We start from the raw sequence: 21,245 nt of genomic DNA, 5'->3' as shown, positions 1-21,245 counted from the left end.
GTTTTGGCAAACGAAAGTTTGAATCCATCGACACGCCAGTTTCGAGGGCCCTGCCTGCTGTGAACAGACTGCGGAACCGGTCGCCGAAGCAGCTGAACAAAAGCCTTTGGCAAACTGCCCCAAAGGTATACAGTTGCCGCAACGTTTCAGCATTCCATCGGGGGGACAACAGCATGCAGAAGCTCGTCGCAGCGGCGGTGGCCGCCGCAGCCTTGGGTGCCGGACTCGCACTCGCCGCGCCGGCCGCGGCCGCACCGAACTGCTCCGACATCGTCGACAAGATCAACAGCGAGGACGGCTACGCGCCCACCAGCGGTGAGAAGTGGTCCTGCGCCACCGAGATTCAGGCGAACAAGTGGGCTACCTTCCCGGGCAGCATCACCGGTAAGTGGAGCAACTTCCCCGCCAGCGCCGCCGATAAGTGGGCCAACGCCCCCGGCGACGTCGCCAAGAAGTGGAGCGACTTCCCCAAGAACCTTCAGGACAAATGGTCCGGTGGCGGCGACGAGGAGGAGTAAGCCTCCGAACACCGCCTCACATCAGTGGTGATCCGTTTACAGCGGGTCACCACTGATCTGTTTCGGCTCCTACCCCACTCCGAGTGCGGTGAGCAGTGCCTCGCGATGTGCGACAAACTCGGGGTTGCGGTAGGTGCGTGCGTCGGGCGTCTGAAAATCGAGATCGCGATCGACGACAAAGGATCCGCCGTCGAGCACGAGCACGCGGTCGGCCAGGGTCACGGCCTCGTCGACATCGTGGGTCACCAGCAGCACCCCGGGTTCGTACTTCGCGCACAGCTCTTTGAGCAGATGGTGCATGCGAACCCGGGTGAGGGCGTCGAGAGCGCCGAAGGGCTCGTCGGCCAACAGCAGCGCGGGATTGCGCACCAGTGACCGGGCCAGTGCCACGCGTTGCTGCTCACCACCGGACAGCTCGTACGGCCAGGCCTGCTCGCGCCCGGCCAAGCCGACATCGGCGAGCACCGAACTCGCCCGGTGTCTGATCTCGTGGCCCGACAAACCGAGCGCGACGTTGTCGAGCACCCGCGACCACGGCAGCAGCCGGGAATCCTGGAACACCACCGACACGTCGCGGGCGACGAACAGGTCCCCGGCGCCGGCAACGCCGTGGTCGAGGCCGGCCAGTGCACGCAGCAGCGTGCTCTTACCGGAGCCGCTGCGTCCCAGCAGGGCCACGAATTCACCCTTACGGATCGTCAGGTCAACAGCATCGAGAATCGTTGTGCCGCCGAATGATCGGCTCAGTTGCCGGACAACGGCAACTTCTTCGGTCAGGTTCCCAGTGCGCGCCGCCACGACAAGGCTCTCCTTTCGACGGCCCGAACCGCATAATCCCCGGTGAGCCCGAACACCGCGTAGACCAACAGTCCGACCACCACAACGTCCAGCTGCCCGTACAGCCGGGCCTGGGTCATCAGATAGCCGATGCCACTGGTCGCATTGACCTGTTCGACGACCACGAGCGCGGTCCACGAGATGGTTACCGCGAGCCGCAGTCCGGTGAAGAACCCGGGCAGCGCACCCGGGATCGCCACCTTGCGGATGAACTGACTGCGCGACAGCCCAACGGTTTCGGCCAATTCCACGTGACGCAGGTCGACGCCCTTGAGCTGGGCGGTGGTGTTGATGTAGACGGGGATCAACACACTGGTGGCGATGATGATGATCTTCATGGTGTCACCGATGCCGAACCAGATGATCGCCAGCGGGATGATGGCCAGGGTCGGCACCGCCCGTTTGACCTGGACCGGCCCGTCGACGATGGCCTCCCCGATCCGGCTGAGCCCGGAGATCAGCGAAAGTGCCAAGCCGAGTGTCACTCCGATGGCCAGCGAGATCGACGCCAGTTTCAGGGAAGCCAGGATGTTCGCCGGCAACCGGCCGTCCGACCACATCTCGCCGGCGGTGCGCAGGATGTCCAGCGGCGGCGGCAGGGTGCGAGGATCAAGGATGCCGAGTTGCGAGGTGGCGATCCAGATCGCCAGCAGCAGTAGCGGTCCGATCGCCAGCGACGCGGGGATCGCCCGACCTGGCCCCAACCGGCGCCGCCGCTGCGTTCCCGATCGGTGCTCCAGGTGCGGATAGTCATGGCGCTCGGCCGCATTCGGCTCTGACCTCACCGTCGAACCGGGGGCCGCCTGGACGGTGGTCACTGGTTGCCCGCCGTCGTCGCGTTGAGATGGGCGAAGCGGGAATCGAATTCGTCCTTGGCGTGCAGCTCTTTCCCGGGAAACGCGCCGGCTTGCTGGAGCAGGTCGATGGTCTCCTGCTGGGTGTTGATCAGCCCATCGGTGAATCCCGGCACCGAGGAGCGTCCGTCGGCTGCCGCGATGGCCTTGGCATCCTCCGGACTGACCTTCTGATCCTTGATCAGGTACTCGTCGATCCAGGTCTGCTTGTTGTCGTTGAGCCACTGCTCGGCGCGGTACCACGCGATGACGAACTCGCGGATGGCCGCGGCGCGGGCCGGATCGGACAGTGCTTCCCGGCTGGCGTACACGTAGTACAGACCGGGATAGGCGCCGGGAGCATTGGGGATTTCGATGCTCCCCTCCCCCTTGGTGGAGGCGAGGTAGCGGACGCGGTCCGGTTGCTTGAGCACCGCGGCATTGACCTGGTCGGCACGCAGGCCGTCGGCGAACTCGGCCAGGCCCAGATTGATCGGCTGCACGTCCTTGATGCTCAGGCCGACGGACTTCAGATTGCGCAGCACGACCGCCTGCTGCGCCGTGCCCTCGTTGATCGCGATCTTCTTGCCGGCCAGGTCTTTCAGCGATGCGATGCCAGAGCCCGGTGAAGTCGCCAACACCAGCCCGTTCCCGTCGTACTTCACCGCTCCGACGATCGGCACCCCAGCGTCCGAATACTGCGCGAGGATAGGCGGCACGTCGCCGACCCGACCCAATTGCGCATTGCCGGAACGGATTGCCTCCAGGCGCAGCGGCCCGCTGCTGAAGTTGGCGTAGGTGACATCGGCGCCGAGCCGGTCCTGCTCACCCGAGAGTTTGAACAGTGTCTTGAGCCGGTTCGCGTCGTCAGCCACCACCAGGCTGGTGCCCTTCGGAACCGCCACCGGAATCGGTGCGTCGGCCGACAGGCCGCCGGCACCCGAAGCACCGGATCCGGACGACTGGCAGGCGGCTACCACGCTCGCGACGAGGCCGGCGGCCAGAATCACCCGAGTCACACGGGTCAAGGGATTACGCATATCGGATTCCTTGTCAGCTCGCCGCCGACACGGCCGCATCCGTGTCGGTACTGAATCGGTTGGCGGGCCGGTCCAAACCGAGGTGATCACGGAGTGTGGTGCCGGTGTACTCCTCGCGGAAGATGCCGCGGCGCTGCAACTCTGGGACCACATGGTCGACGAAATCGGCCAGTGACGACGGCAACGCGGGCGGGATGAGGTTGAATCCGTCGGCCGCACCGGTGGCGAACCATTCCTCGATGGTGTCGGCAACCTGCTCGGGTGTGCCGGCGAACAGCCGGTGCCCGCGTCCGCTGCTGAGCCGCAGCAGCAGTTCACGGACGGTGAGGTTCTCGGTTTCGACCAGACGCTTCACCAGAGCGAGCCGGCTCTTGATGAACGTGTCGCCCGGGTCCTCGGACGGGAAGCTCAGTTTCCGTTCGAGATCGTCCTTGGTCACCGCGAAGCCGACGATGGCGCTGAGTTGATCCAGCCCGTAATCAGGCACGGTGAGATCCTCGAAATCGCGCTGACGCTGGTGCGCCTCGGCTTCGGTGCTGCCGATGATCGCCGACAAGCCGGGCAGGACGTGCACCTGGTCGGGGTTGCGACCATGGCGGCGGACGCGCGCCTTGACATCTCGGTAGAAGTCGCGGGCCTCTTCCAGCGTGGGCTGTGCGGTGAAGATGGCCTCGGCGTACCTGGCGGCGAGATCCTTACCGGGCTCGGATGATCCGGCCTGGAACAGCACCGGGTGCCCCTGCGGAGAGCGCGGCACTTCCAGCGGCCCGGCCACGTCGAAGTATGCCCCGGAATGGTTGATGGCATGGATCTTGGCCGGATCCACGAAGCGCGGCGCCACCTTGTCGCCGACGATCGCGTCGTCGTCCCAGCTGTCCCACAACTTCAACGCAACCTGAAGAAACTCGTCGGCACGCCGGTACCGCTCCGCGGGGTCGGGGTGACTCGGCACCCCGAAGTTGGCCGCGGCCGACGCGTTCGCCGTCGTCACGACGTTCCAGCCGGCCCGGCCGCGGCTCACATGGTCCAGCGTGGCAAATCGCCGCGCCAGGCCGTACGGGTCGTTGTAGGTGGTGGACGCCGTCGCGATCAGTCCGACACGCGTGGTGGCCCCGGCGAGCGCGGCGACCAGGGTGACCGGGTCCAGGGCATCGAACGGGCGAAACTCGGTCTGGTCCTTGAGCACTGGATGGTCGGCGAAGAAAACCGCGTCGAGTTTTCCGCGTTCGGCGATGCGGGCCAGTTCGATGTAGTGGGCGATGTCGGTGATGCCCGCCAGATCGGTCTCGGGAAGGCGCCAGGCCGCTTCGTGCTGGCCGATATTGCGCAGAAATGCGTTGAGGTGCAACTGCCGTACGGGCGCAGCCATGGCGACGAGCTCCTTTGGTCTTCCGAACCGGGCTGCGTCTATTTCAGGGGGCGGGCTGCGCTGCGAGAACAGTTAGGATCAGCGAAATTTCAGCTAACCCCGCCGCACATCAGCCCAGGCCGGTCCACTTCTTCAGAACCTTGCCCGGGAAGCCGCCCCACTTCTCGGCCGTCTTACCGGGGAAGGTCGCCCACTTCTCGGCCGTCTTACCCGGGAAACCGCCCCACTTTTCAGCCGTGTCACCGGGGAACTTCGTCCATTTGTCGACGATGGGGCTCTCCGGCAGGTCGACCCCGCCGGTGAGCGCACTCTTGGCGGCGTCGGTGACGGCATCGGTGACCGACGAGGACACGCGATCACACGGCGAGCACCCGACGGTGCTGTTGCCCTTGGAGTCGGCCGAAGCCGGTGCGGACAGCGTCACGGCGGCACCGACGGCCCCCGCTGCCAAGGCCGTGGCGATCAAGCTCTTCTGGATCATGAGTTCCCCAACTGTCGTATCCGCCGCCGCCCGACGGCGACGCCAATTTGACACGCTAGTCCCAGAACCCCGCGAACGCCGCGCCATGTCAGGCGCCCGAGATGGTTTGCTGTAGCTGACCGAACCCCGGGAGTCCGTCAGCTGCGGCCCGTCACACCCCGGCACACGGGCCACCGAAATCGAACAGCAGGTAACCGACAGGTGAACTACTGCTGGGCAAGCGTATTCACCATGTATTTCCCGAAGTTTCAGGGTGGCGCCCACAGCACTGCTCGAGGCCGGCAGCACCGGGAAGCTCCATGCACTTTCGAGACCCAGACCACGTGGCACGCCTCCGAATGATCTTGCTCACGGTTTGCTGAAACAGCCGCGACGGAAGAACTCAGGCGAAGGCTTTGGCCACCTCGGCCACCCGGCGCAGCTGGTCGATATCGGAACTGGTCGGGATCAGGTGCACCTCGTCGGTGCCGATGCCCTCGAACTTGCCGAGCACCTCGATCAGTTCCTCTTCGGTACCGGCCCACCCGGTCATGGGAGCCATGGCGTCGACGTACTCGGCCGGGATCCAGTTCATGTACCGGCGCAGGTGCCGGTGCACCTGGGCGCGGGCCTCCTCGGGCTTACCGATCGCGAACCAGAACGAGGTGGCCAGGTGCGGCTTGGGTTTACCGGCCGCCGCCCACGCGGTCCGGGCGACGTCGAACAACTCGGCCTGGCGAGCCAGATCCAGATCCAGTGTTGTGCCGGCCACGCCGTCCGCCCAGACCGCGGCATCCCGGATGGTCTTGGGCCCGATGGAGCCGATCTGCAGGGGTGGCCCACCGCTCTGAACCGGTGGCGGCCCGACCGGGAGCACCGATTCGGTCACCTTCTCCCCGGCCCACACCCGCTTCATCACCGCGACCCGCTCGGCCATGCCCCGCCGGGTCTGGGACTCCGGGTCGGCGCCGACCGCGTGATAGTCCTCGTGACGGCCGCCGACACCGATGCCCACGGTCAACCGCCCGCCGCTGAGCAGATCGCCGGTGGCCAGGCCTTTGGCCAGCATCACCGGATCGTGCAGCTGCGGCACCACCACCGTGGTGACCAGCCGCACCCGGTCGGTCCACGCCGCCAATGCGCCCAGCAGCGTCAGGCTGTCGGGATTGTCGAAGGCGATGCGCTCACCCCAGCACAGCGACGAGAACGGGCCTTCGTCGATGACACGCGCCCAGGAACGCAGCGTCGTCGCATCCAACTGAGGTTCCATGACCGGCATCGTCATACCCACGCGCACGCACGGATTCTGTCACGTCCGGGTGGCAGCATGAACCCCATGGCCATCACCACGTCCTCGGTCGCACATGTGCGGCTCACAGTCACCGATATCGAAAGGTCCCGGCAGTTCTATGAGAGCGTTTTCGGCTGGCCGGTCCTCATCGAGCTGCCCCAGGACGCCGACGTCGCCACCCGAGCTCGGCTGAGTTTTCTGTCCGGCGGGGTGATCTACGACGCCGGAGCAACGCTGATCGGCCTGCGCCCGGTAGGGCGCGATGCGTTCGACGAGAATCGAACGGGGCTGGACCATCTGGCCTTCCGGCTGAGGAGCCTCGCGGAACTGAACGATGCCGCGCTACACCTCGATGATCTGGCTATCGCGCACGAACCCGTCAAGGACATCGGCCCCTCCTACATCCTGGAGTTCCGCGACCCGGACAACATCGCGTTGGAGCTCACCGCACCCAAGTAGGCTTCAGCGCCGCAGCCCGGCGACCCTGAGCAACTCGGGGCATCGGAGCACCAGTCCGATCCACATCAGCACGCCGAGGTAGACCGCGAACAGCGTGTGGCTGAACAACGGTGCCTCGACCCGCATGTTGGCGGTGACCGCGCCGCCGAGGTAGGCCGTGATGCCAAGCGCGCCCAGCACCGCCGTGCGCGGGACGGCATAGACAATGACGCACGCCGCCAGGACGATTCCCATCACGAGAGCTTGTCCACTGGGAAAACCGAGAGCAGCAGTTCCGTCCTTGACCTGCTGGGGAAGTGTGAACTTGCCGAATGCGTCGAACACGAGAAAGGCGCCGACGAGCCCGCTGATCCCTATTCCGATCTTCCGGCTCAGCGACTTGTCGGCAGGGCCTTGGGCATGGGTGTCGGGAGTAGACAGAACGGCCATGGTTTGCTCCTCGGGTCTCAGGGGTGACAGCGGGTAGACCGGACCACCCGGCCAAACTCATCGCCGGAGAACAGGGGTGGTTATCCCCCAGCCGGCTCTGGGGAAAACGCTGTGTCGCCGGGCCGCACAACTTCGTAGGTTGGAGGCATGGTCGCAATCAGCGAAACCGCCCTGCCCGCACCTGTCCCGTCCGCGTCCGGGCCCGTTTCGAAATCGCGCAACATCGGTGTCGTGCCGACCGCGTCGATGATCACCGGTGCCGCCGTCGCGCTCGTCTGGTTCTGGATTCCGTTGTCCATCATGGTCATCGGGGTCTCATCGATTCCGTCGGTGATCGGATTCCTGCTCGCCGGGGTGGTGTTCATCTACCTGATGCGCGGGGTGGAACGGCTCGAGCGGACCCGCAGTGAAGCCGTGTTCGGTTTCGGAATCGGTATCCCACCCCGCCGACTCTCACCGCATACGGGCTTCCAGGGCTGGGCGCATCAGCTGTGGCTGGACGTCAGCAGTACCCGATTCTGGAAGGGCGTCTGCCACCACTACCTGCGGATGACCTATGACATGCTCGCCACCGGCCTCGCCTTCGCTCTGCTGTCCTTCGCCTTCCTGGGCCCGGCCGCCGCCGACGCCATCCGCCACAGCGACAACGATGCCGGTCTGGTTTTCCTCTCCCCACCGATCGCGTGGCTGCTGGCGATCGTCGCCGTCATCGCCGCGGTAGCCATCCTGGTGCTCGCCCCGGCCGTGGATGCCGCGATCGACCGATGGCTGCTGTCGCCGTCACCCACCGCGGCCCTGGAATATCAGGTGAACGCGCTGGCCGATGCCCGGCAAGGTGCGGTGTCCTCGGCACAGACCGAAAGGCACCGCATCGAGCGGGACCTGCACGACAGCGTGCAGCCCCGCCTGGTGTCCCTGGCCATGACGATCGGCCTGGCGCAGACAAAGCTGGATTCGGACCCGCCCGCCGCCAAGGCGCTGATCGCCGAGGCTCACGACGACGCCAAGGCCGCACTCGTCGAACTGCGCAACGTGGTGCGCGGCATCGCGCCGACGATCCTGTCGGACCGAGGTCTGGACGCAGCACTGTCCTCGGTGGTGCAACGTGCCGAAACCTCTGGGGTACCAACCACATTGCACATCGATCTACCCCGAAGGCTGTCCGATGAAGTCGAATCGGTCGCCTACTTCGTGGTGGCCGAGGCGTTGACCAACATCGCCAAACACGCCAACGCATCGGCGGCGGTGGTCACCGTGCGCCTCGACGACAGCGCCAACGTGCTGCACGTGTCGGTGTTCGACGACGGTCAAGGCGGCGCCGTCGTCGACGCCGGCGAAAATGCCACCGGCCTGCGCGGACTGGACGAACGCGTACGTGCCGCCGGCGGATCCTTCGCGGTGTCCAGTCCCACCACGGGTCCGACGATCGTGACGGCGGTGCTGCCATGCGCATCGTGATCGCCGAGGACTCGGCGCTGCTGCGGGCCGGTATCGAGCGGATCCTGGCCGACGCCGGGCACGAGGTGGTGGCCGGGGTGCCCGACGCCACCAACCTGCTGCGACTCGTCAACGAATACCACCCCGACCTGGCCATCCTCGATGTCCGGATGCCGCCGACGTTCACCGACGAGGGTATCCGGGCTGCGGCCCTGCTGCGCAGCCAGAATCCCGAGTCGCCTGTGCTGGTGCTCTCGCACTACGTCGAGGAGCGTTACGCGGCCGATCTGATCGCTTCGGACACAAGAGGATTCGGGTACCTGCTGAAGGACCGGGTTGCCGACGTACCGGCATTTCTCGACGCCGTCGAGGTGGTGGGTGGCGGCGGCACGGTGCTCGATCCAGAGGTGGTGTCACAAATCCTGGTCCGTTCGGCCCGACACAGTGTCCTGGACCAGCTGACGCCGCGCGAGCGCGACGTCCTGCAACTCATGGCAGAGGGCAGGACGAACTCGGCGATTGCCGCCGCATTGCACATCTCGGTCGGCTCGGCCGAGAAACACATCGCCTCGATCTTCACGAAATTCGACCTCGCTCCCGACGAGAGCGAGAACCGCCGCGTGCTCGCGGTGCTGCGTTACCTCGAGACCTAGACCGAACATCCCCACCGGGAAGGACTTTCATCGTGACCACCATCGCTCCTCCGCCACCGGTCAACCCGCCGCCTCAGCTGACCCCCGGCGGACGCACCGCCTTCCGTCTCGCCCTCATCGCCGCAGCGGCGCTGCTCGTGGCCGGTTCGGTGGCATCGCTGGGTGTCGCGGCGTGGGCCGTGAGCACCGTCCGCGTCGTCACCGATCACGAGGCCCTACCGGGCACGATGCGATCACTCGTGATCGACACCGCTCGAATCCCCTTCGCGATCCGGATCATTGCGGACCGCGAAACCCGGGACGCCGCCGCGGACCTGCGCCTGGTGAACACCACCCACAGTGGTGCACACCGGCTCGAGGTCACCACCGACGGCGACGAGACCCGGATCGCGGTAGTGGGCAACCCTTCCCGTGTCCTGGAATGGGCCCGGGGCGGCGAGATCACGGTCGCCGTACCGCCCGAGCAGGCCCGCCGGCTGACGGTGCGCACCGAGCAGGAGATCGGCGCGGTGATCGCACAGGCGGACCTGGACCAGTTGATCGCCCGCACCACCGACGGTCCGATCATCCTGCGGGGTGCTGCCCGCCGCGTCGAAGCCCACACTGTGAACGGTGAGATCTTCTCCCGCTCCCCTATCGCGGTCACCGAACAGTTCAACGCCACCACGTCTGACGGTGACATCGCCGTCGACTTCGGCGACGCGGCACCGCGGCAGGTCGAGGCGGTGAGCCGCACCGGTGATGTGACGATCGGTCTGCCCGGGCGGGGGCCGTATCTGGTGCATGCCCAGTCCGGGTCCTCGACCCAGGTGCGTGTGCCCGAGACGACCGTCCCCGATACTGCAGTCGCCGAGGTCACGGTGCGCTCCGATGACGGCGACGTGGTCGTCGAGGATGTCGGCCTCGGAGAACGCTAGCGGTCCGGGGTCAACCCTTCGATGATCTCGGCCACCGAACCCGAACGGGCCTGGCGCCACCCGGTTCCCGCCCACACATTGGTGGCCTGTGGATCGCCGGCGGCTACCGAGGCCTTGCGCACCGGGCTGGTCAGGTAATGGATCTCGGGGTAACCCAACGGGGCCTGCCCATCGTGCTCGGTGATGAACCGGTTGCGCAATCCGCGAGCATAGCGACCGGAAAAGGCGCGCGTCACAACGGTTTCAGTGAAATCGGGACTCTGCAGGGCAGCCCGGTGTACGGGGCTAGTACCGGATTCATCGGCCAGCAGGAACGCCGTGCCGAGTTGGGCCGCCACCGCGCCGGCTGCCAGAACGCCCGCAACGTCGCCGGCGCCGATCAGCCCGCCCGCGGCCGCGACCGGAATGTCCACCGCCGCCAGCACCTCGGCGAGCAAATGGTCCAGTGGTTGCGATGCGGGCGAGGCGCCCGGATCGAACGTGCCGCGGTGTCCACCGGCTGCGGGCCCCTGGACGGCGAGGGCATCGACCCCGCGGCTCACCGCCAGCCAGGCTTCGTCCAGCGTCGTCACGGTGCCTACGGTGCTGATCCCGGCGCTGCGCAACCGGGCGATCTCGGTCTCGCCCGGCAGGCCGAAGGTGAACGAGACCACCTGGGGCCGTAGATCGAATACCGCGTCCAACTTGGCGGCCCACGCGTCGTCGTCGTACCTCGGCTCACCGAGTGCCACCCCGTAGCGCCGCGCCTCTCCTGCCAATTCCCCGGCGTACGCCTGGATCTGCTCGGAGGTACCCGCACTGGGCTGGGGCGCGAACAGATTCACCCCGAGCGGTTCGGACGTCAAACCGCGTGCCGCCGTGACCCTCTCGGCGAGCGCGTCGGCCGTCAGATAACCGGCCGCCAGGAACCCGAGCCCGCCGGCGTTGCTGCCGGCTGCGGCCAATTCCGGCGTCGAGGGTCCGCCGGCCATCGGCGCCACGATCACCGGACGTCGCAGCCCGCGAATATCGAATGTGCCCATCACCGCACCGCCTTTCCGAACAACAGGACGTCCTGAGGTTCATCACTGATATTCGGGAACATCGCGTACCGCGCGAGCCTTCCCTCCAGTGACAGACCGCACCGGCGCAGTACGCCGGCCGAACCCGCATTGTCGACATGACAGTAGGCCGCGACCCGGTACACCTTCGGATCCAGATGTACGTCGGCCAGCATCAACAAAACCGCTTCCGACATCAGACCGCGTCCCCACCACTGCCGGGCCAGGCAGTAACCGAGTTCCGCCGAGTACGGCTGCGGGCGTCGCCGAGCACACAGCCCGGCCACCTCGCCGTCGACTTCGATCAACCAGGTCTGCTCGTCACCGACGTTGAACAACGTCGTGATGACACGGCGAGTCTCGGCCACCCCCGAATGCGGGCGCCAGGACAGATACTTCGTCACCTCGGGATCGGAGGCGATCCGGGTGTACAGCGCTTCGGCGTCCTCGACGACCGGTGGCCGCAGCCGCACCTGTGGCCCGGCCAGGATCTGGGTGTTGGGCATGGCTCCATCCTGCACCGTTGCCGGGGCGCGCGGACAATGCGGCACCTCGCGCCGTCGCAAGTCCACTTCACCGGTGACGCGCCTTGTCGCATGACAATCCCCTCAAATCCTCAGCGGAGCAGAACAATTGCCCCCACGCCATCACGGTCTACCCGAGAAGGCGGCCGTCCCGGGTGCCGACAATCGGTGCGCTGCGCGGGCACAGCATCGACTTAAGATGGGAACGTGGGGTTGACGCTTGGGGTAGATCCGACCGCGTTGCACGCGGCAGCCAGCGATATCCGTCAGGTGGGAGCTGACATTCCCGAACTCACGGTCAGCTCGGCGCTGGGTAACACGGGCGCCGCGCTGTCCACACTGGCCACCGGTGAAGCATGTCAGCGGGCGGCAACGGTGCTCGAATCGGCCTGTCAGCGCTTGTCAGGCGGCCTAACCGAGTTGTCTACAAAGCTGCGCACCGCGGCCCAGATGTACACCGACGCCGACGCTCAATCGGGTGCTGCGCTGAAAAAGACGATGAATCGGTGACGGTCACCGTTTCCGCGGTCCAGAACTCACGTCCTGAGCAGTTGGCTGAAGCCGCACAACACGCGGCGCAGTCGGCGACTCGGGTCGACCAGCAGGTTGCGACGCTTCGCGCGAGTCTCGCCCGATTGACGGCAGGCTGGCGCGGTGACGCTTACGGAGCGGCTTCCGCCACTACCGAAAGGCGTATCGCCGAGCACGAGAAAATGGCCGGGACCCTGCGTCGTATGGAGTCGGTGCTTGCCGGCGGAGGCAATCAGCTGACCACCACGCGCACCAACGTGGTGACGCTCGTCGACCAGCTCAAGAGCCAGGGTTGGCAGGTGGCGGATGACGGGACGGTGTCCATCCGCCCTGGCAGCGCTCTGGAACAGTTCGCGAAACTCAACCCGGTCAACGCGATACGACTCCAGACGCTCGCTGCTGACGCCTCAGTCCGGATGAAGACCATGCTCGCCGAGTTCGACACTCAAGATCGCGTGCTGGCCAAGGCGATCCATGCAGCAAGTTCCGATGTCAGCGGTCCATCCGATGTCGGTGGTCCGGGCGATGACGGCGGTGATCCGGCGAAGCGCAAATGGACAGACAAGGACCTGTTTCCTCACGACCCGACGGCCGCCGATATCCAGCAGGACCAAATCGGTGACTGCTATCTCGATTCGACGTTGGGCGCTGTCGCCAACGCCAATCCCCAGAAGATCAAGGATCGCATCAAATACGACGACGGCACGGGCAATTTCGACGTGACGCTGTGGGACGGCCACGAGTGGAAACACATCACAGTCACGCAGGACGACATCAACACCAACATCGACAAGCACGGTGCCAGCCGACTCGACAACGGCGATCCCAACGCTCCGCTGTGGCCGGCTGTCATGGAGTCGGCATACGCGAAGCTCAAGGCACCAGGGTCCAACATGAACGACGCGCTCAACACGATCGGCAAAGGCGGTCAGACCAAGGACGCCCTGGAAGCTGTGACAGGCAACCGGGGCGACACCTTGGTTCCCGCAGATGCCTGGCGCACCGGGGACCACATCGACTCCAGGATCACCGAGGCACTGGCCAATCATCAGCCGGTCACCCTGTCCACCAGCTCCGACGCTGGGCCGTTGGTGCACAATCACGCATATATCGTCGAGAGCATCAGCGGCACCGGAAACAATGCCACGGTGACCCTGCGGAACCCATGGGAATCCAATCCGAACGGAGGAGGACCGCTGATCACCATCCCGATGAGCGTCTTGATGGGATCTGGTACCCCGAGGTGGGGCGACCACCCCGTCAGCGGCATCAACATAGGCAACATGTGATGAGGGCACCGATGTTCGTGTGGATCTTGGTCGTGCTGATCGTCGCCGCCTTCGCGGGCGGCGGCTATGTCTTCTACCAGTACCGAGTCGCGCAGAAGTCGGAGCTTGCTGACATCCCGCCCTACATGATGACCCAGCAGTCGTATCCGATCGATTCGTTGCCGGCGGCCGCGCGCACGTCGGCCGAGGACGCGCTACGGACATTCGTCGCCGGCGTCGAGCCTGGCTTCGCCATCGTGGGAGAGCGGTTCTTCGCGGCAAAGGGACATGTCATAGGAGACGCACTGCGGCACAGCGTAAACGACCACCTAAGCGAGGTATCGAATTACCAGCTGGACGGTCAGGGCGACAGCTCGAACTTCTACATGGTGTGGCGGCGCGACAACCAACTACAGCGCTGGTTCTCCGATCACCGGATCGTGGCGGCCGTGCTGGACGCGCCAGTCGAGTCAGGCGCCACCGACGGGCAAATCTTCGTCTACGGGTACTTCGAGTTGGCGCCGCGCTGAGCTCTGCGAGCGGATCCGACGGTGCATCCGGCGGAAGTTGTGTCGCACCGTTGCCGGGGCGACCCGTCCAACGGTTTACTGGACTGATATGGCAATCACCTTCAACCACACCATCGTCGCCGCCAAGGATCGGCAGGTCTCGGCCGAGTTCTTCACCGAGTTGTTCGGCCTGCCCGGCCCCCAAGAATTCGGTCCGTTTCTCGCCGTGACTCTCAATCACGGCGTCAGTCTTGATTACGCCCAGGTGGGTCCTGACGAGGAAGTCCGGCCGCAGCACTACGCATTCCTGGTGTCCGAGGACGAGTTCGACTCGATCTACGGCAAGATCCGCGACCGCGCCATGCAGCACTGGGCCGATCCGCACGGTCAGCATCCGGGCGAGATCAACCACAACGACGGCGGCCGTGGGGTCTACTTCCAGGATCCGTCGGGGCATTACCTGGAGATCATCACCCGACCGTACGGCGGCTGACCGGCTTCAGCGATGGCCGCGCTCGTGTTCCTGATCGCGGTAGTCGTTGGCCAGCGTGTCCACGTGGCCAGGCAGCGACCCGGCCGCCACATCGGCCAGGCTGGTCTCCTCCAGGACCGAACGCATGCTGGCCCGCAGCGCACGCCAGACGTCGGTCAGCGCCGCCGTCGGGCCGGAGTACGGCAGATCGCCCAGACCGATGTCGCGCACGCTGGCCAGCGGTCCGTCGATGCAACGCAGCACGTCGGCGATGCTGATCTCGCCGGCCGGCCGCGCCAGTTCGTAACCGCCATCGCGGCCTCGGTGGCTGCGGACCAGGCGGTCCGTACGCAACACGGTGAGAATGTCGACGAGGAACTGCGCCGGGATGCCCTGCGCCTTGGCCAGGTCATCGGTTTTGACCAGCTCACCATCATCGACCGTCGCGAGCTGAACCATGGCTCGGACGGCATACTCCGCCTTCGCCGACATCCGCATGCTCAGGATTGTGCCAGTTCAGTCATCGCGCACCGATGTGGGAAGCGGGAGCCCCGGCCGCGTCGTCACGCCTAATCCTGGATACCTGCGGCATCCGGGACGACGATGGCGAACAAATCCGACATCGCGGCCAGGCTCGCCGTCTGCATGACCGCAGCCGGAACCGGTGCGCTGTCCGGGCCGGCGAGCGTGCGGGTGGCGGTCGCAGCGGCCACCACGGTCGGGGCGTAGCCGAGATTGAAGGCGCCACGTGCGGTGGAGTTGACGCACATGTGCGTCATGAATCCGGCCAGCAGCAGGTTCGAGGCCCCCAGGCCCTTCAACCGGTTGTCGAGATCGGTCTGCACGAACGAGTTGGGGAACTGCTTGACCACCACGGGTTCTCCCTCGCGTGGGGCCACTGCTGCGACGATCGCGCCGCTTTCCCCCTCGATGTCATACAGCGAGCCGGGGCCGTCGGAGTGCTGGATGTGGATGATCGGGATGCCCGCACTGCGGGCCCGGTCGAGGAGTTGGGCCGTCTGCTCGAGTGCGGCCTGCACTCCTTCGAGCTCCATGATCCCCTGGGTGTAAGTGTTCTGGCAGTCGATCAGGACCAGGGTGGAATCGGCGAGACGGGCCGGTGCGGCGGGGAGGCTGGCCAGTTCGCGCAGCGTGGGGCGGCTCATTTCGATGAGCCTAGTGATGGGCGGCCGTGGTTAGGCTGCATTGGTGGGACTAGCGGACTGGTCGAGCGGCAAGGTCAGACTCGTGATGCTGGCAGCGGCGGCACCGATCATGCTGGCCATGGTCGTGTCGAAGTATCACGAAGAGACTGTCCGCAGGGAAGATCCGAGTGCCGACTGCATCCACGCGGATCAGGCGGCGCAACAGTTGGCATTCATCCTGCCGGCTGCCGGCCACAAGGGGTTGCCCTGGCACGCCGCCGATGCGGCCCGCGAGGATGCCCTTGCGACTGACGCGGTCGCCGCCATCCGCGATGAGGCCGCAGCCATCGAGGATTGGTCGTTGCGCGGCAGCGTGACGAGACTGGCCGACCATGCCGAAAAGCTCAGGGCCAGTTACCCGCGCGAATTGCAGGCCACGCTGACCGCGCTGCACGAACTCCAGGACGCCTGCCCGAACGTCGCCAGCGGCCCTCCGCCTTCGGACATTTCACCGATACCGCCGGCAATGCCATAGCGCGGTCACCCCGCCGTGACGGCCAGTACCCGCTCAGCCAGCTCCGGCCGGCACACGATTAGGTCGGGCAGCGTCGGATCGGCCGAGTTGTAGACCAACGGCGAGCCGTCGATCCGCGAGGTATGCAGGCCGGCCGCACGGGCCACCGCGACGGGCGCAGCCGAATCCCACTCGTACTGACCGCCGGCATGCACATACACATCGGCGACACCGCGGACCACCGCAGCGACTTTGGCTCCGGCCGAACCCATTTCGACCAGCGTCCCGTCGAGGGCCTCGCGCACGGCCAGTGCCACCGCGGGCGGCCGGGTGCGGGACACCACGACCCGCGGCGCGCCGTCGAACGGACGCGGTGCGGCCACCTCGGGCGTGGACAGCGTGGTGTTCTGGGCCGGCAACGCGACCGCCCCGGCCACGAGTTCGCCCGCACTCCACAGGGCCACGTGCACGGCCCAATCGTCGCGGCCGAGTTCGGAGAACTCCCTGGTGCCGTCGAGCGGGTCGACGATCCATACCCGGTCGGCACTCAGTCGGGTGGGGTCGGCCCGCTCATCGGCCGTGGCCTCCTCGGACAGTACCGAGTCACCGGGAACCAACCTGGCCAACTCGGCCATCAGGAAATCGTGGGACTGCTTGTCCCCGGCTGCCTTTCGCTCGGCAGCCGAGGCATCGGCGAAGTCGGCACGGACGTCGAGCAGCAGATCCCCGGCCCGGGTGGCCAACCGGGCGGCCAACTCATGATCGTTCACGAACGTGATTCCAGCAGCTCGATCACCTGTTGTGCCAGCTCGTCGGTACTGAGGTCCGGAGTGAGCCGCAGATCCGGGTTCTTCGGCCGCTGATACGGGCTGTCGATACCGGTGAAGTGGGTGATCTCACCGGCACGCGCCTTGGCGTACAGGCCCTTGGGGTCACGGCGTTCGCAGTCCTCCAGCGGGGTGTCGCAGAACACCTCGTAGAAGTCCAGCCCGGCATCGGTGGTCACCTGCCGGGCCAGCGCGCGATGCTCTTCGAGCGGGCTGATCGCGGGGACCAGCACAACCTGTCCGGAGTCGGCCAGAATGGCCGCGATGTGAGCCAGGCGGCGCTGGTTCTCGGCCCGATCAGCCATCGAGAAACCCAGGTCCGCGTTCAGCCCGTGGCGCAGGTTGTCCCCGTCCAGAACGTATGCCGGAACACCCTTTTCGAGCAGCTTCTGCTCGACGAGCACTGCCACCGAAGACTTGCCCGAGCCGGACAGACCGGTGAACCACACGGTGCGGCCCTTCGACAGCCGATCCTCGGCGGTGCACAGCGACTCGTGCCGAACTGTGTTGGGGCTCGCGATGTCATGGCGGGTCTCACGCAACACCATGCCGGCGCCCACGGTGCCGTTGGTGGTGGGATCGATCAGGATGAACGATCCGGTGGCGGCATTGCGGCTGTATTCGTCGAGCAGCAGCGGTGCCTGGGTGCGCAGCGAGACACGGCCCAGCTCATTGAGTTTGAGCGCAGTCGCGGACTTGTCCCGGTGCAGGGTGTTGACATCCAGCCGGTAGTCCAGTCCGGTCACCTTGGCCCTGGTGGTGCGCGTGGTGTGCTTGACCAGGTATTCGCGGCCGGGCTCCAGTGACGATGCGTCGGCCATCCAGCACACCGTGGCGTCGAACTCCTGGGTGACCCGGGGCTGGTTGTTGGGCCGGGCGATCATGTCGCCGCGGGAGATATCGATGTCGTCGGACAGGCTGATCGACACCGCCATCGGCGGGAAGGCCTCGTCGACCACGCCGCTCGGGCCGTCGATCTGGGTGATGCGCGTGGGCTTTCCGGCCGGCAGCACGATCACGTCGTCCCCGGGACGCAGCACACCGCTGGCCACCGTACCGGCGTAGCTGCGGTGATCGGCGTGCTCGTGGGTCTGCGGCCGGATGACGTACTGCACCGGGAAACGTACGTCGACGAGGTTGCGGTCACCCGCGATGTAGACGTCTTCGAGGTGACTCAGCAGCGACGGGCCCTCGTACCAGGGCGTCACATCGGATTTGGTCACCACGTTGTCGCCCTTGAGCGCCGACAGCGGGATGGTCGTCACGTCGTGCACGTCCAACCGGGCGGCGAACGCATGGAACTCGTCGCGGATCGCCTCGAAACGTTCCTGGTCCCAGTCGATCAGGTCCATCTTGTTCACGGCCAGCACGATGTGCTGGATGCCCAGCAGCGACGCCAGGAACGCGTGGCGGCGCGACTGCTCGAGCAGTCCGTGGCGGGCGTCGACCAGCACGATCACCAGCTGTGCGGTGGACGCTCCGGTCACCATGTTGCGGGTGTACTGGATGTGCCCCGGGGTGTCGGCGATGATGAATTTCCGCTTGGCCGTGGCGAAGTAGCGGTAGGCGACATCGATCGTGATGCCCTGTTCCCGCTCGGCGCGCAGGCCGTCGGTGACCAGTGCCAGATCGGTGTAATCGTGGCCGCGTTCCTTGGAGGTGCGCTCGACGGCGGCCAGCTGATCCTCCATGACCGCCTTGGAGTCGAACAACAGCCGGCCGATCAGGGTGGACTTGCCGTCGTCGACGGAACCCGCGGTGGCGATGCGAAGAAGCGTTGCCATGTCAGAAATACCCCTCGCGCTTGCGATCTTCCATTCCGGCCTCGGAGATGCGGTCATCGGCGCGGGTGGCGCCACGCTCGGTGAGCCGGGACACCGCAGTTTCGGCGATGACCTCCGAAACCGTTGCGGCCGTGGACTCCACACATCCGGTGCAGGTGACGTCACCGACGGTGCGGAACCGCACGGTCTTCTCGATCACCGGTTCGTCCTTGCGGGGCTGCAGGTACTTGTGCACCGCGAGCAGCATGCCGTCGCGCTCGAACACCTTGCGCTGGTGTGCGTAGTAGATGGACGGCAGCTTGATCTTCTCGGCGCCGATGTAGGACCAGATGTCGAACTCGGTCCAGTTGGAGATCGGGAAGGCACGGATGTGCTCGCCCTTGTGGTGCCGCCCGTTGTAGAGGTTCCACAGCTCGGGGCGCTGCACCTTGGGGTCCCACTGGCCGAACTCGTCGCGGAAGGAGAACACGCGCTCCTTGGCCCGGGCCTTCTCCTCGTCGCGCCGGGCACCGCCGAAGGCGGCGTCGAACTTGTTCTCCCGGATACCGCGCAGCAGCGTGACGGTCTGGATCGGGTTGCGCGACGGGATGGTCTCCACCACGCGACCGGCATCGATGTCGTCCTGCACCTTGGCGACGACCAGGCGCGCACCGTAGTGCTCGACGAGCTCGTCGCGGGCCTCGTAGACCTCGTCGAAGTTGTGGCCCGTGTCGACGTGCATGACCGGGAACGGCAACCTGCCCGGCGCGAACGCCTTGACTGCCAGGTGCAGCATGACGATCGAGTCTTTGCCGCCGGAGAACAGCAGCACGGGCTTCTCGAACTCCGCGGCAACCTCGCGGATGATGTGGATGGCCTCGGCCTCCAGCGACCGGAGGTGGCTCAGCTCGTAGTTGCCGGCCCGTCCGGATTGTTGATCGGTTTTCTGTGCGGCGGTCATCACTTCCCCATTAAGTTGGTAGGAATGGCCAGAATTGCAAGCATGGCCAGGAATCTAGCTGCCCGGTCCCCGCGGTGTCAATGGCGTGCACTGTCACACCCGGTGCCCGCTGACGTGGGCGCCTGCCTGCCGTGGCAGTCGCACGGTCTCGACGATGGTCAGCGCCAGCAACGCACCCAGGATCAGATAGGTCAGCGAATACGAGCTCCACTGGCTGAGCAGCAGCGCCGCCACCGCGATGCCGAGCCCGGCCGCCAACTCCTGCACCGAGGCATTGAGCGTGTTGGCATGCGTCAGGTGTTCCCCGTCGACGTCGGAGAACGCCAGGCTGTTGTAGGCGGTGAAGCCGATCGACCGCAGCGCCCCGCTCAGATAGAGGACGACAGCCATCACGACGACCGGCAGCCCCGGCCGCAACGCGGCCAGCAGGCCGAAACAGGCGACCGACGCCAACCCGTTGACCAGGAGCACGGTCCGGATACCGAACCGACGCATCAACGGTGTGGTCAGCGGCTTGATGGTCAGGTTCCCGGCGAACAGCGCGGCCACCATGACGCCGGCGGCCAGCGGCGTCCAGCCGAACTCCAGCTGGAACTGCAGCGGCAGCAGAAACGGCACCGCGGTGATCACGAGCCGGTACAGCGATCCAGCTGCCACCGTGATCCGCAGCGTATGTACCCGCAGCACCCGCAACTGCATCAGCGGGGACGACGCGGTGAGCAGTCGCCACACCGCGCCGGCCAGCAGCAGGACCGCCGCGGCACCGCACCCGGTGACCAGCCCCCAATCGGTCCCCGAGACCCGGATGTGCTCCAGCGCGATGAGGGCCGCAGCAATCCCCGAGCCGAGCGCCAGCAGGCCCGGCCAATCCAGCCGCCGGACCGTGGACTGTGCCTCGCCGTGGACGAGTTTGATCGCGAGAACGATTCCGATCACGCCGATCGGAATGTTGACCGCGAAGATCCACCGCCAGCTGCCCAGGGTCGCGATCGCCCCGCCCAGCACCGGAGCCAGCACCGGTGCGGTCAGGGCCGGCCAGGTAAGTAGCGCGATGGCCCGGACGAGGTCGGACTTGCCACTGTGCCGCAACACCGCCAGCCGGCCGACCGGCACCATCATGGCGCCGCCGACGCCCTGCAGGATCCGCATCAGCACCAGCATCGGCAGCGACGTGCTCACGGCACACCCGAGGGAGGCCAGCGTGAACACCGCGATCGCCCCGATGAACACCCGCCGGATTCCGAACCTGTCGGCCAACCATCCACTCGCCGGGATCAGTACCGCCACGGTGACCAGATAGGCCGAGATCGCCACGTTGACGTCGATGGCCTCGACGCCGAACGACGCGGCGATCAGCGGGATGGCCGGCGCGATGACCGTGGCATCCAAGATTTCCATGAACAGCGCGCCGGCCACCAGCAGCGCCATACTCCTCGGGAACCGCGGAT

Annotated in this window: 25 protein-coding genes; 10 read left to right on the top strand and 15 right to left on the bottom strand. The window is 66.2% G+C overall.

Features of this window, described 5'->3' with window-relative positions:
* The first annotated feature begins 173 nt into the window (after nucleotides 1–173).
* A complete protein-coding gene (locus tag ACZY08_RS21020) occupies nucleotides 174–518 on the top strand; it encodes a hypothetical protein (protein WP_463746528.1) in 345 nt (114 codons plus the stop codon).
* Nucleotides 519–587: 69 nt separating this feature from the next.
* On the opposite strand, the gene ACZY08_RS21015 is transcribed toward ACZY08_RS21020, so the two are convergent.
* The 6 genes from ACZY08_RS21015 to ACZY08_RS20990 form a co-directional block, all read right to left on the bottom strand.
* The gene (locus ACZY08_RS21015) at nucleotides 588–1,316 is read right to left on the bottom strand and encodes an ABC transporter ATP-binding protein (protein ID WP_463746527.1); all 729 of its coding nucleotides are present in this window, start codon (nucleotides 1,314–1,316) and stop codon (nucleotides 588–590) included.
* Nucleotides 1,292–2,173, bottom strand: coding sequence for an ABC transporter permease (locus tag ACZY08_RS21010; RefSeq protein ID WP_463746526.1), 882 nt, complete (start codon nucleotides 2,171–2,173; stop codon nucleotides 1,292–1,294). The genes ACZY08_RS21015 and ACZY08_RS21010 overlap by 25 nt, the downstream gene beginning before the upstream one ends.
* Nucleotides 2,170–3,228 carry an ABC transporter substrate-binding protein gene (locus ACZY08_RS21005; protein WP_463746525.1) on the bottom strand — a complete coding sequence of 353 codons (1,059 nt, stop codon included), beginning with the start codon at nucleotides 3,226–3,228 and terminating at the stop codon, nucleotides 2,170–2,172. Before ACZY08_RS21005 ends, ACZY08_RS21010 begins: the two co-directional genes overlap by 4 nt.
* 13 nt (nucleotides 3,229–3,241) lie before the next feature.
* Entirely contained in the window at nucleotides 3,242–4,597 is a 1,356-nt protein-coding gene (locus ACZY08_RS21000) for an LLM class flavin-dependent oxidoreductase (RefSeq protein ID WP_463746524.1), read from the bottom strand.
* A gap of 109 nt (nucleotides 4,598–4,706) precedes the next feature.
* The gene (locus ACZY08_RS20995; protein WP_463746523.1) at nucleotides 4,707–5,078 is read right to left on the bottom strand and encodes a hypothetical protein; all 372 of its coding nucleotides are present in this window, start codon (nucleotides 5,076–5,078) and stop codon (nucleotides 4,707–4,709) included.
* A 382-nt stretch (nucleotides 5,079–5,460) separates the two neighbouring features.
* Nucleotides 5,461–6,342 (bottom strand): LLM class flavin-dependent oxidoreductase, encoded by an 882-nt coding sequence (locus ACZY08_RS20990; protein WP_463746594.1) that lies wholly within the window; start codon nucleotides 6,340–6,342, stop codon nucleotides 5,461–5,463.
* A 42-nt stretch (nucleotides 6,343–6,384) separates the two neighbouring features.
* On the opposite strand from ACZY08_RS20990, the gene ACZY08_RS20985 reads away from it, so the two are divergent.
* Nucleotides 6,385–6,807 (top strand): VOC family protein, encoded by a 423-nt coding sequence (locus ACZY08_RS20985; RefSeq protein ID WP_463746522.1) that lies wholly within the window; start codon nucleotides 6,385–6,387, stop codon nucleotides 6,805–6,807.
* A gap of 3 nt (nucleotides 6,808–6,810) precedes the next feature.
* On the opposite strand, the gene ACZY08_RS20980 is transcribed toward ACZY08_RS20985, so the two are convergent.
* A complete protein-coding gene (locus ACZY08_RS20980; RefSeq protein WP_463746521.1) occupies nucleotides 6,811–7,236 on the bottom strand; it encodes a DoxX family protein in 426 nt (141 codons plus the stop codon).
* A 147-nt stretch (nucleotides 7,237–7,383) separates the two neighbouring features.
* On the opposite strand from ACZY08_RS20980, the gene ACZY08_RS20975 reads away from it, so the two are divergent.
* From ACZY08_RS20975 to ACZY08_RS20965, 3 genes are read left to right on the top strand one after another with little or no spacing between them, the layout of a single operon-like run.
* Nucleotides 7,384–8,694 (top strand): sensor histidine kinase, encoded by a 1,311-nt coding sequence (locus ACZY08_RS20975; protein ID WP_463746520.1) that lies wholly within the window; start codon nucleotides 7,384–7,386, stop codon nucleotides 8,692–8,694.
* A complete protein-coding gene (locus tag ACZY08_RS20970; protein WP_463746519.1) occupies nucleotides 8,682–9,326 on the top strand; it encodes a response regulator transcription factor in 645 nt (214 codons plus the stop codon). Before ACZY08_RS20975 ends, ACZY08_RS20970 begins: the two co-directional genes overlap by 13 nt.
* A 32-nt stretch (nucleotides 9,327–9,358) precedes the next feature.
* The gene (locus ACZY08_RS20965; RefSeq protein WP_463746518.1) at nucleotides 9,359–10,243 is read left to right on the top strand and encodes a DUF4097 family beta strand repeat-containing protein; all 885 of its coding nucleotides are present in this window, start codon (nucleotides 9,359–9,361) and stop codon (nucleotides 10,241–10,243) included.
* Here the strand turns inward: ACZY08_RS20965 and ACZY08_RS20960 are convergent.
* Nucleotides 10,240–11,265, bottom strand: coding sequence for a nitronate monooxygenase (locus ACZY08_RS20960; protein ID WP_463746517.1), 1,026 nt, complete (start codon nucleotides 11,263–11,265; stop codon nucleotides 10,240–10,242). The genes ACZY08_RS20965 and ACZY08_RS20960 overlap by 4 nt on opposite strands.
* The gene (locus ACZY08_RS20955; protein ID WP_463746516.1) at nucleotides 11,265–11,789 is read right to left on the bottom strand and encodes a GNAT family N-acetyltransferase; all 525 of its coding nucleotides are present in this window, start codon (nucleotides 11,787–11,789) and stop codon (nucleotides 11,265–11,267) included. Before ACZY08_RS20955 ends, ACZY08_RS20960 begins: the two co-directional genes overlap by 1 nt.
* 225 nt (nucleotides 11,790–12,014) lie before the next feature.
* On the opposite strand from ACZY08_RS20955, the gene ACZY08_RS20950 reads away from it, so the two are divergent.
* The 4 genes from ACZY08_RS20950 (at nucleotide 12,015) to ACZY08_RS20935 (ending at nucleotide 14,608) form a co-directional block, all read left to right on the top strand.
* Nucleotides 12,015–12,317 carry a type VII secretion target gene (locus ACZY08_RS20950; RefSeq protein ID WP_463746515.1) on the top strand — a complete coding sequence of 101 codons (303 nt, stop codon included), beginning with the start codon at nucleotides 12,015–12,017 and terminating at the stop codon, nucleotides 12,315–12,317.
* Nucleotides 12,314–13,627 (top strand): C2 family cysteine protease, encoded by a 1,314-nt coding sequence (locus tag ACZY08_RS20945; RefSeq protein ID WP_463746514.1) that lies wholly within the window; start codon nucleotides 12,314–12,316, stop codon nucleotides 13,625–13,627. The genes ACZY08_RS20950 and ACZY08_RS20945 overlap by 4 nt, the downstream gene beginning before the upstream one ends.
* Entirely contained in the window at nucleotides 13,627–14,136 is a 510-nt protein-coding gene (locus ACZY08_RS20940) for a hypothetical protein (RefSeq protein WP_463746513.1), read from the top strand. Before ACZY08_RS20945 ends, ACZY08_RS20940 begins: the two co-directional genes overlap by 1 nt.
* A gap of 88 nt (nucleotides 14,137–14,224) precedes the next feature.
* Nucleotides 14,225–14,608: a VOC family protein gene (locus tag ACZY08_RS20935; protein ID WP_463746512.1), complete on the top strand. Its 384-nt coding sequence runs from the start codon at nucleotides 14,225–14,227 to the stop codon at nucleotides 14,606–14,608.
* Nucleotides 14,609–14,614: 6 nt separating this feature from the next.
* Here the strand turns inward: ACZY08_RS20935 and ACZY08_RS20930 are convergent, their stop codons facing one another.
* Both ACZY08_RS20930 and ACZY08_RS20925 read right to left on the bottom strand, forming a co-directional pair.
* Nucleotides 14,615–15,085 carry an Rrf2 family transcriptional regulator gene (locus ACZY08_RS20930; RefSeq protein ID WP_463746511.1) on the bottom strand — a complete coding sequence of 157 codons (471 nt, stop codon included), beginning with the start codon at nucleotides 15,083–15,085 and terminating at the stop codon, nucleotides 14,615–14,617.
* A 71-nt stretch (nucleotides 15,086–15,156) separates the two neighbouring features.
* Nucleotides 15,157–15,753 (bottom strand): cysteine hydrolase family protein, encoded by a 597-nt coding sequence (locus ACZY08_RS20925; RefSeq protein ID WP_463746510.1) that lies wholly within the window; start codon nucleotides 15,751–15,753, stop codon nucleotides 15,157–15,159.
* Between the two features lie 43 nt (nucleotides 15,754–15,796).
* Here ACZY08_RS20925 and ACZY08_RS20920 point away from each other — a divergent pair, with 43 nt between their 5' ends.
* The gene (locus ACZY08_RS20920; RefSeq protein WP_463746509.1) at nucleotides 15,797–16,267 is read left to right on the top strand and encodes a hypothetical protein; all 471 of its coding nucleotides are present in this window, start codon (nucleotides 15,797–15,799) and stop codon (nucleotides 16,265–16,267) included.
* Nucleotides 16,268–16,272: 5 nt separating this feature from the next.
* On the opposite strand, the gene ACZY08_RS20915 is transcribed toward ACZY08_RS20920, so the two are convergent.
* From ACZY08_RS20915 to ACZY08_RS20900, 4 genes are all read right to left on the bottom strand, one after another.
* Nucleotides 16,273–17,016 (bottom strand): 3'(2'),5'-bisphosphate nucleotidase CysQ, encoded by a 744-nt coding sequence (locus ACZY08_RS20915; protein ID WP_463746508.1) that lies wholly within the window; start codon nucleotides 17,014–17,016, stop codon nucleotides 16,273–16,275.
* Entirely contained in the window at nucleotides 17,013–18,857 is a 1,845-nt protein-coding gene (gene cysC / locus ACZY08_RS20910) for an adenylyl-sulfate kinase (RefSeq protein ID WP_463746507.1), read from the bottom strand. Before cysC ends, ACZY08_RS20915 begins: the two co-directional genes overlap by 4 nt.
* Before the next feature lies 1 nt (nucleotide 18,858).
* Entirely contained in the window at nucleotides 18,859–19,797 is a 939-nt protein-coding gene (gene cysD, locus ACZY08_RS20905; RefSeq protein ID WP_463746506.1) for a sulfate adenylyltransferase subunit CysD, read from the bottom strand.
* Between the two features lie 93 nt (nucleotides 19,798–19,890).
* The gene (locus ACZY08_RS20900) at nucleotides 19,891–21,225 is read right to left on the bottom strand and encodes an MFS transporter (protein ID WP_463746593.1); all 1,335 of its coding nucleotides are present in this window, start codon (nucleotides 21,223–21,225) and stop codon (nucleotides 19,891–19,893) included.
* Nucleotides 21,226–21,245 lie beyond the last annotated feature (20 nt).

The sequence above is a fragment of the Mycobacterium sp. IDUB_9 genome (assembly GCF_055419505.1).
Note: the sequence above shows the minus strand (reverse complement) of the source record. Positions and strands in the feature narration are given on the sequence as shown.

What these genes read in the sequence shown, in the direction of transcription:
- ACZY08_RS21005 (WP_463746525.1), bottom strand. Translation starts at nt 3,228, where the DNA reads ATGCGTAATCCCTTGACCCGTGTGACTCGGGTGATTCTGGCCGCCGGC.
- ACZY08_RS21020 (WP_463746528.1), top strand. Translation starts at nt 174, where the DNA reads ATGCAGAAGCTCGTCGCAGCGGCGGTGGCCGCCGCAGCCTTGGGTGCC.
- ACZY08_RS20935 (WP_463746512.1), top strand. Translation starts at nt 14,225, where the DNA reads ATGGCAATCACCTTCAACCACACCATCGTCGCCGCCAAGGATCGGCAG.
- ACZY08_RS20955 (WP_463746516.1), bottom strand. Translation starts at nt 11,789, where the DNA reads ATGCCCAACACCCAGATCCTGGCCGGGCCACAGGTGCGGCTGCGGCCA.
- ACZY08_RS20940 (WP_463746513.1), top strand. Translation starts at nt 13,627, where the DNA reads ATGAGGGCACCGATGTTCGTGTGGATCTTGGTCGTGCTGATCGTCGCC.
- ACZY08_RS20985 (WP_463746522.1), top strand. Translation starts at nt 6,385, where the DNA reads ATGAACCCCATGGCCATCACCACGTCCTCGGTCGCACATGTGCGGCTC.
- ACZY08_RS20930 (WP_463746511.1), bottom strand. Translation starts at nt 15,085, where the DNA reads ATGCGGATGTCGGCGAAGGCGGAGTATGCCGTCCGAGCCATGGTTCAG.
- cysC (WP_463746507.1), bottom strand. Translation starts at nt 18,857, where the DNA reads ATGGCAACGCTTCTTCGCATCGCCACCGCGGGTTCCGTCGACGACGGC.
- ACZY08_RS20960 (WP_463746517.1), bottom strand. Translation starts at nt 11,265, where the DNA reads ATGGGCACATTCGATATTCGCGGGCTGCGACGTCCGGTGATCGTGGCG.
- ACZY08_RS20900 (WP_463746593.1), bottom strand. Translation starts at nt 21,225, where the DNA reads ATGGCGCTGCTGGTGGCCGGCGCGCTGTTCATGGAAATCTTGGATGCC.
- ACZY08_RS20995 (WP_463746523.1), bottom strand. Translation starts at nt 5,078, where the DNA reads ATGATCCAGAAGAGCTTGATCGCCACGGCCTTGGCAGCGGGGGCCGTC.
- ACZY08_RS20970 (WP_463746519.1), top strand. Translation starts at nt 8,682, where the DNA reads ATGCGCATCGTGATCGCCGAGGACTCGGCGCTGCTGCGGGCCGGTATC.
- ACZY08_RS21000 (WP_463746524.1), bottom strand. Translation starts at nt 4,597, where the DNA reads ATGGCTGCGCCCGTACGGCAGTTGCACCTCAACGCATTTCTGCGCAAT.
- ACZY08_RS20975 (WP_463746520.1), top strand. Translation starts at nt 7,384, where the DNA reads ATGGTCGCAATCAGCGAAACCGCCCTGCCCGCACCTGTCCCGTCCGCG.
- ACZY08_RS20980 (WP_463746521.1), bottom strand. Translation starts at nt 7,236, where the DNA reads ATGGCCGTTCTGTCTACTCCCGACACCCATGCCCAAGGCCCTGCCGAC.
- ACZY08_RS20925 (WP_463746510.1), bottom strand. Translation starts at nt 15,753, where the DNA reads ATGAGCCGCCCCACGCTGCGCGAACTGGCCAGCCTCCCCGCCGCACCG.
- cysD (WP_463746506.1), bottom strand. Translation starts at nt 19,797, where the DNA reads ATGACCGCCGCACAGAAAACCGATCAACAATCCGGACGGGCCGGCAAC.
- ACZY08_RS20990 (WP_463746594.1), bottom strand. Translation starts at nt 6,342, where the DNA reads ATGACGATGCCGGTCATGGAACCTCAGTTGGATGCGACGACGCTGCGT.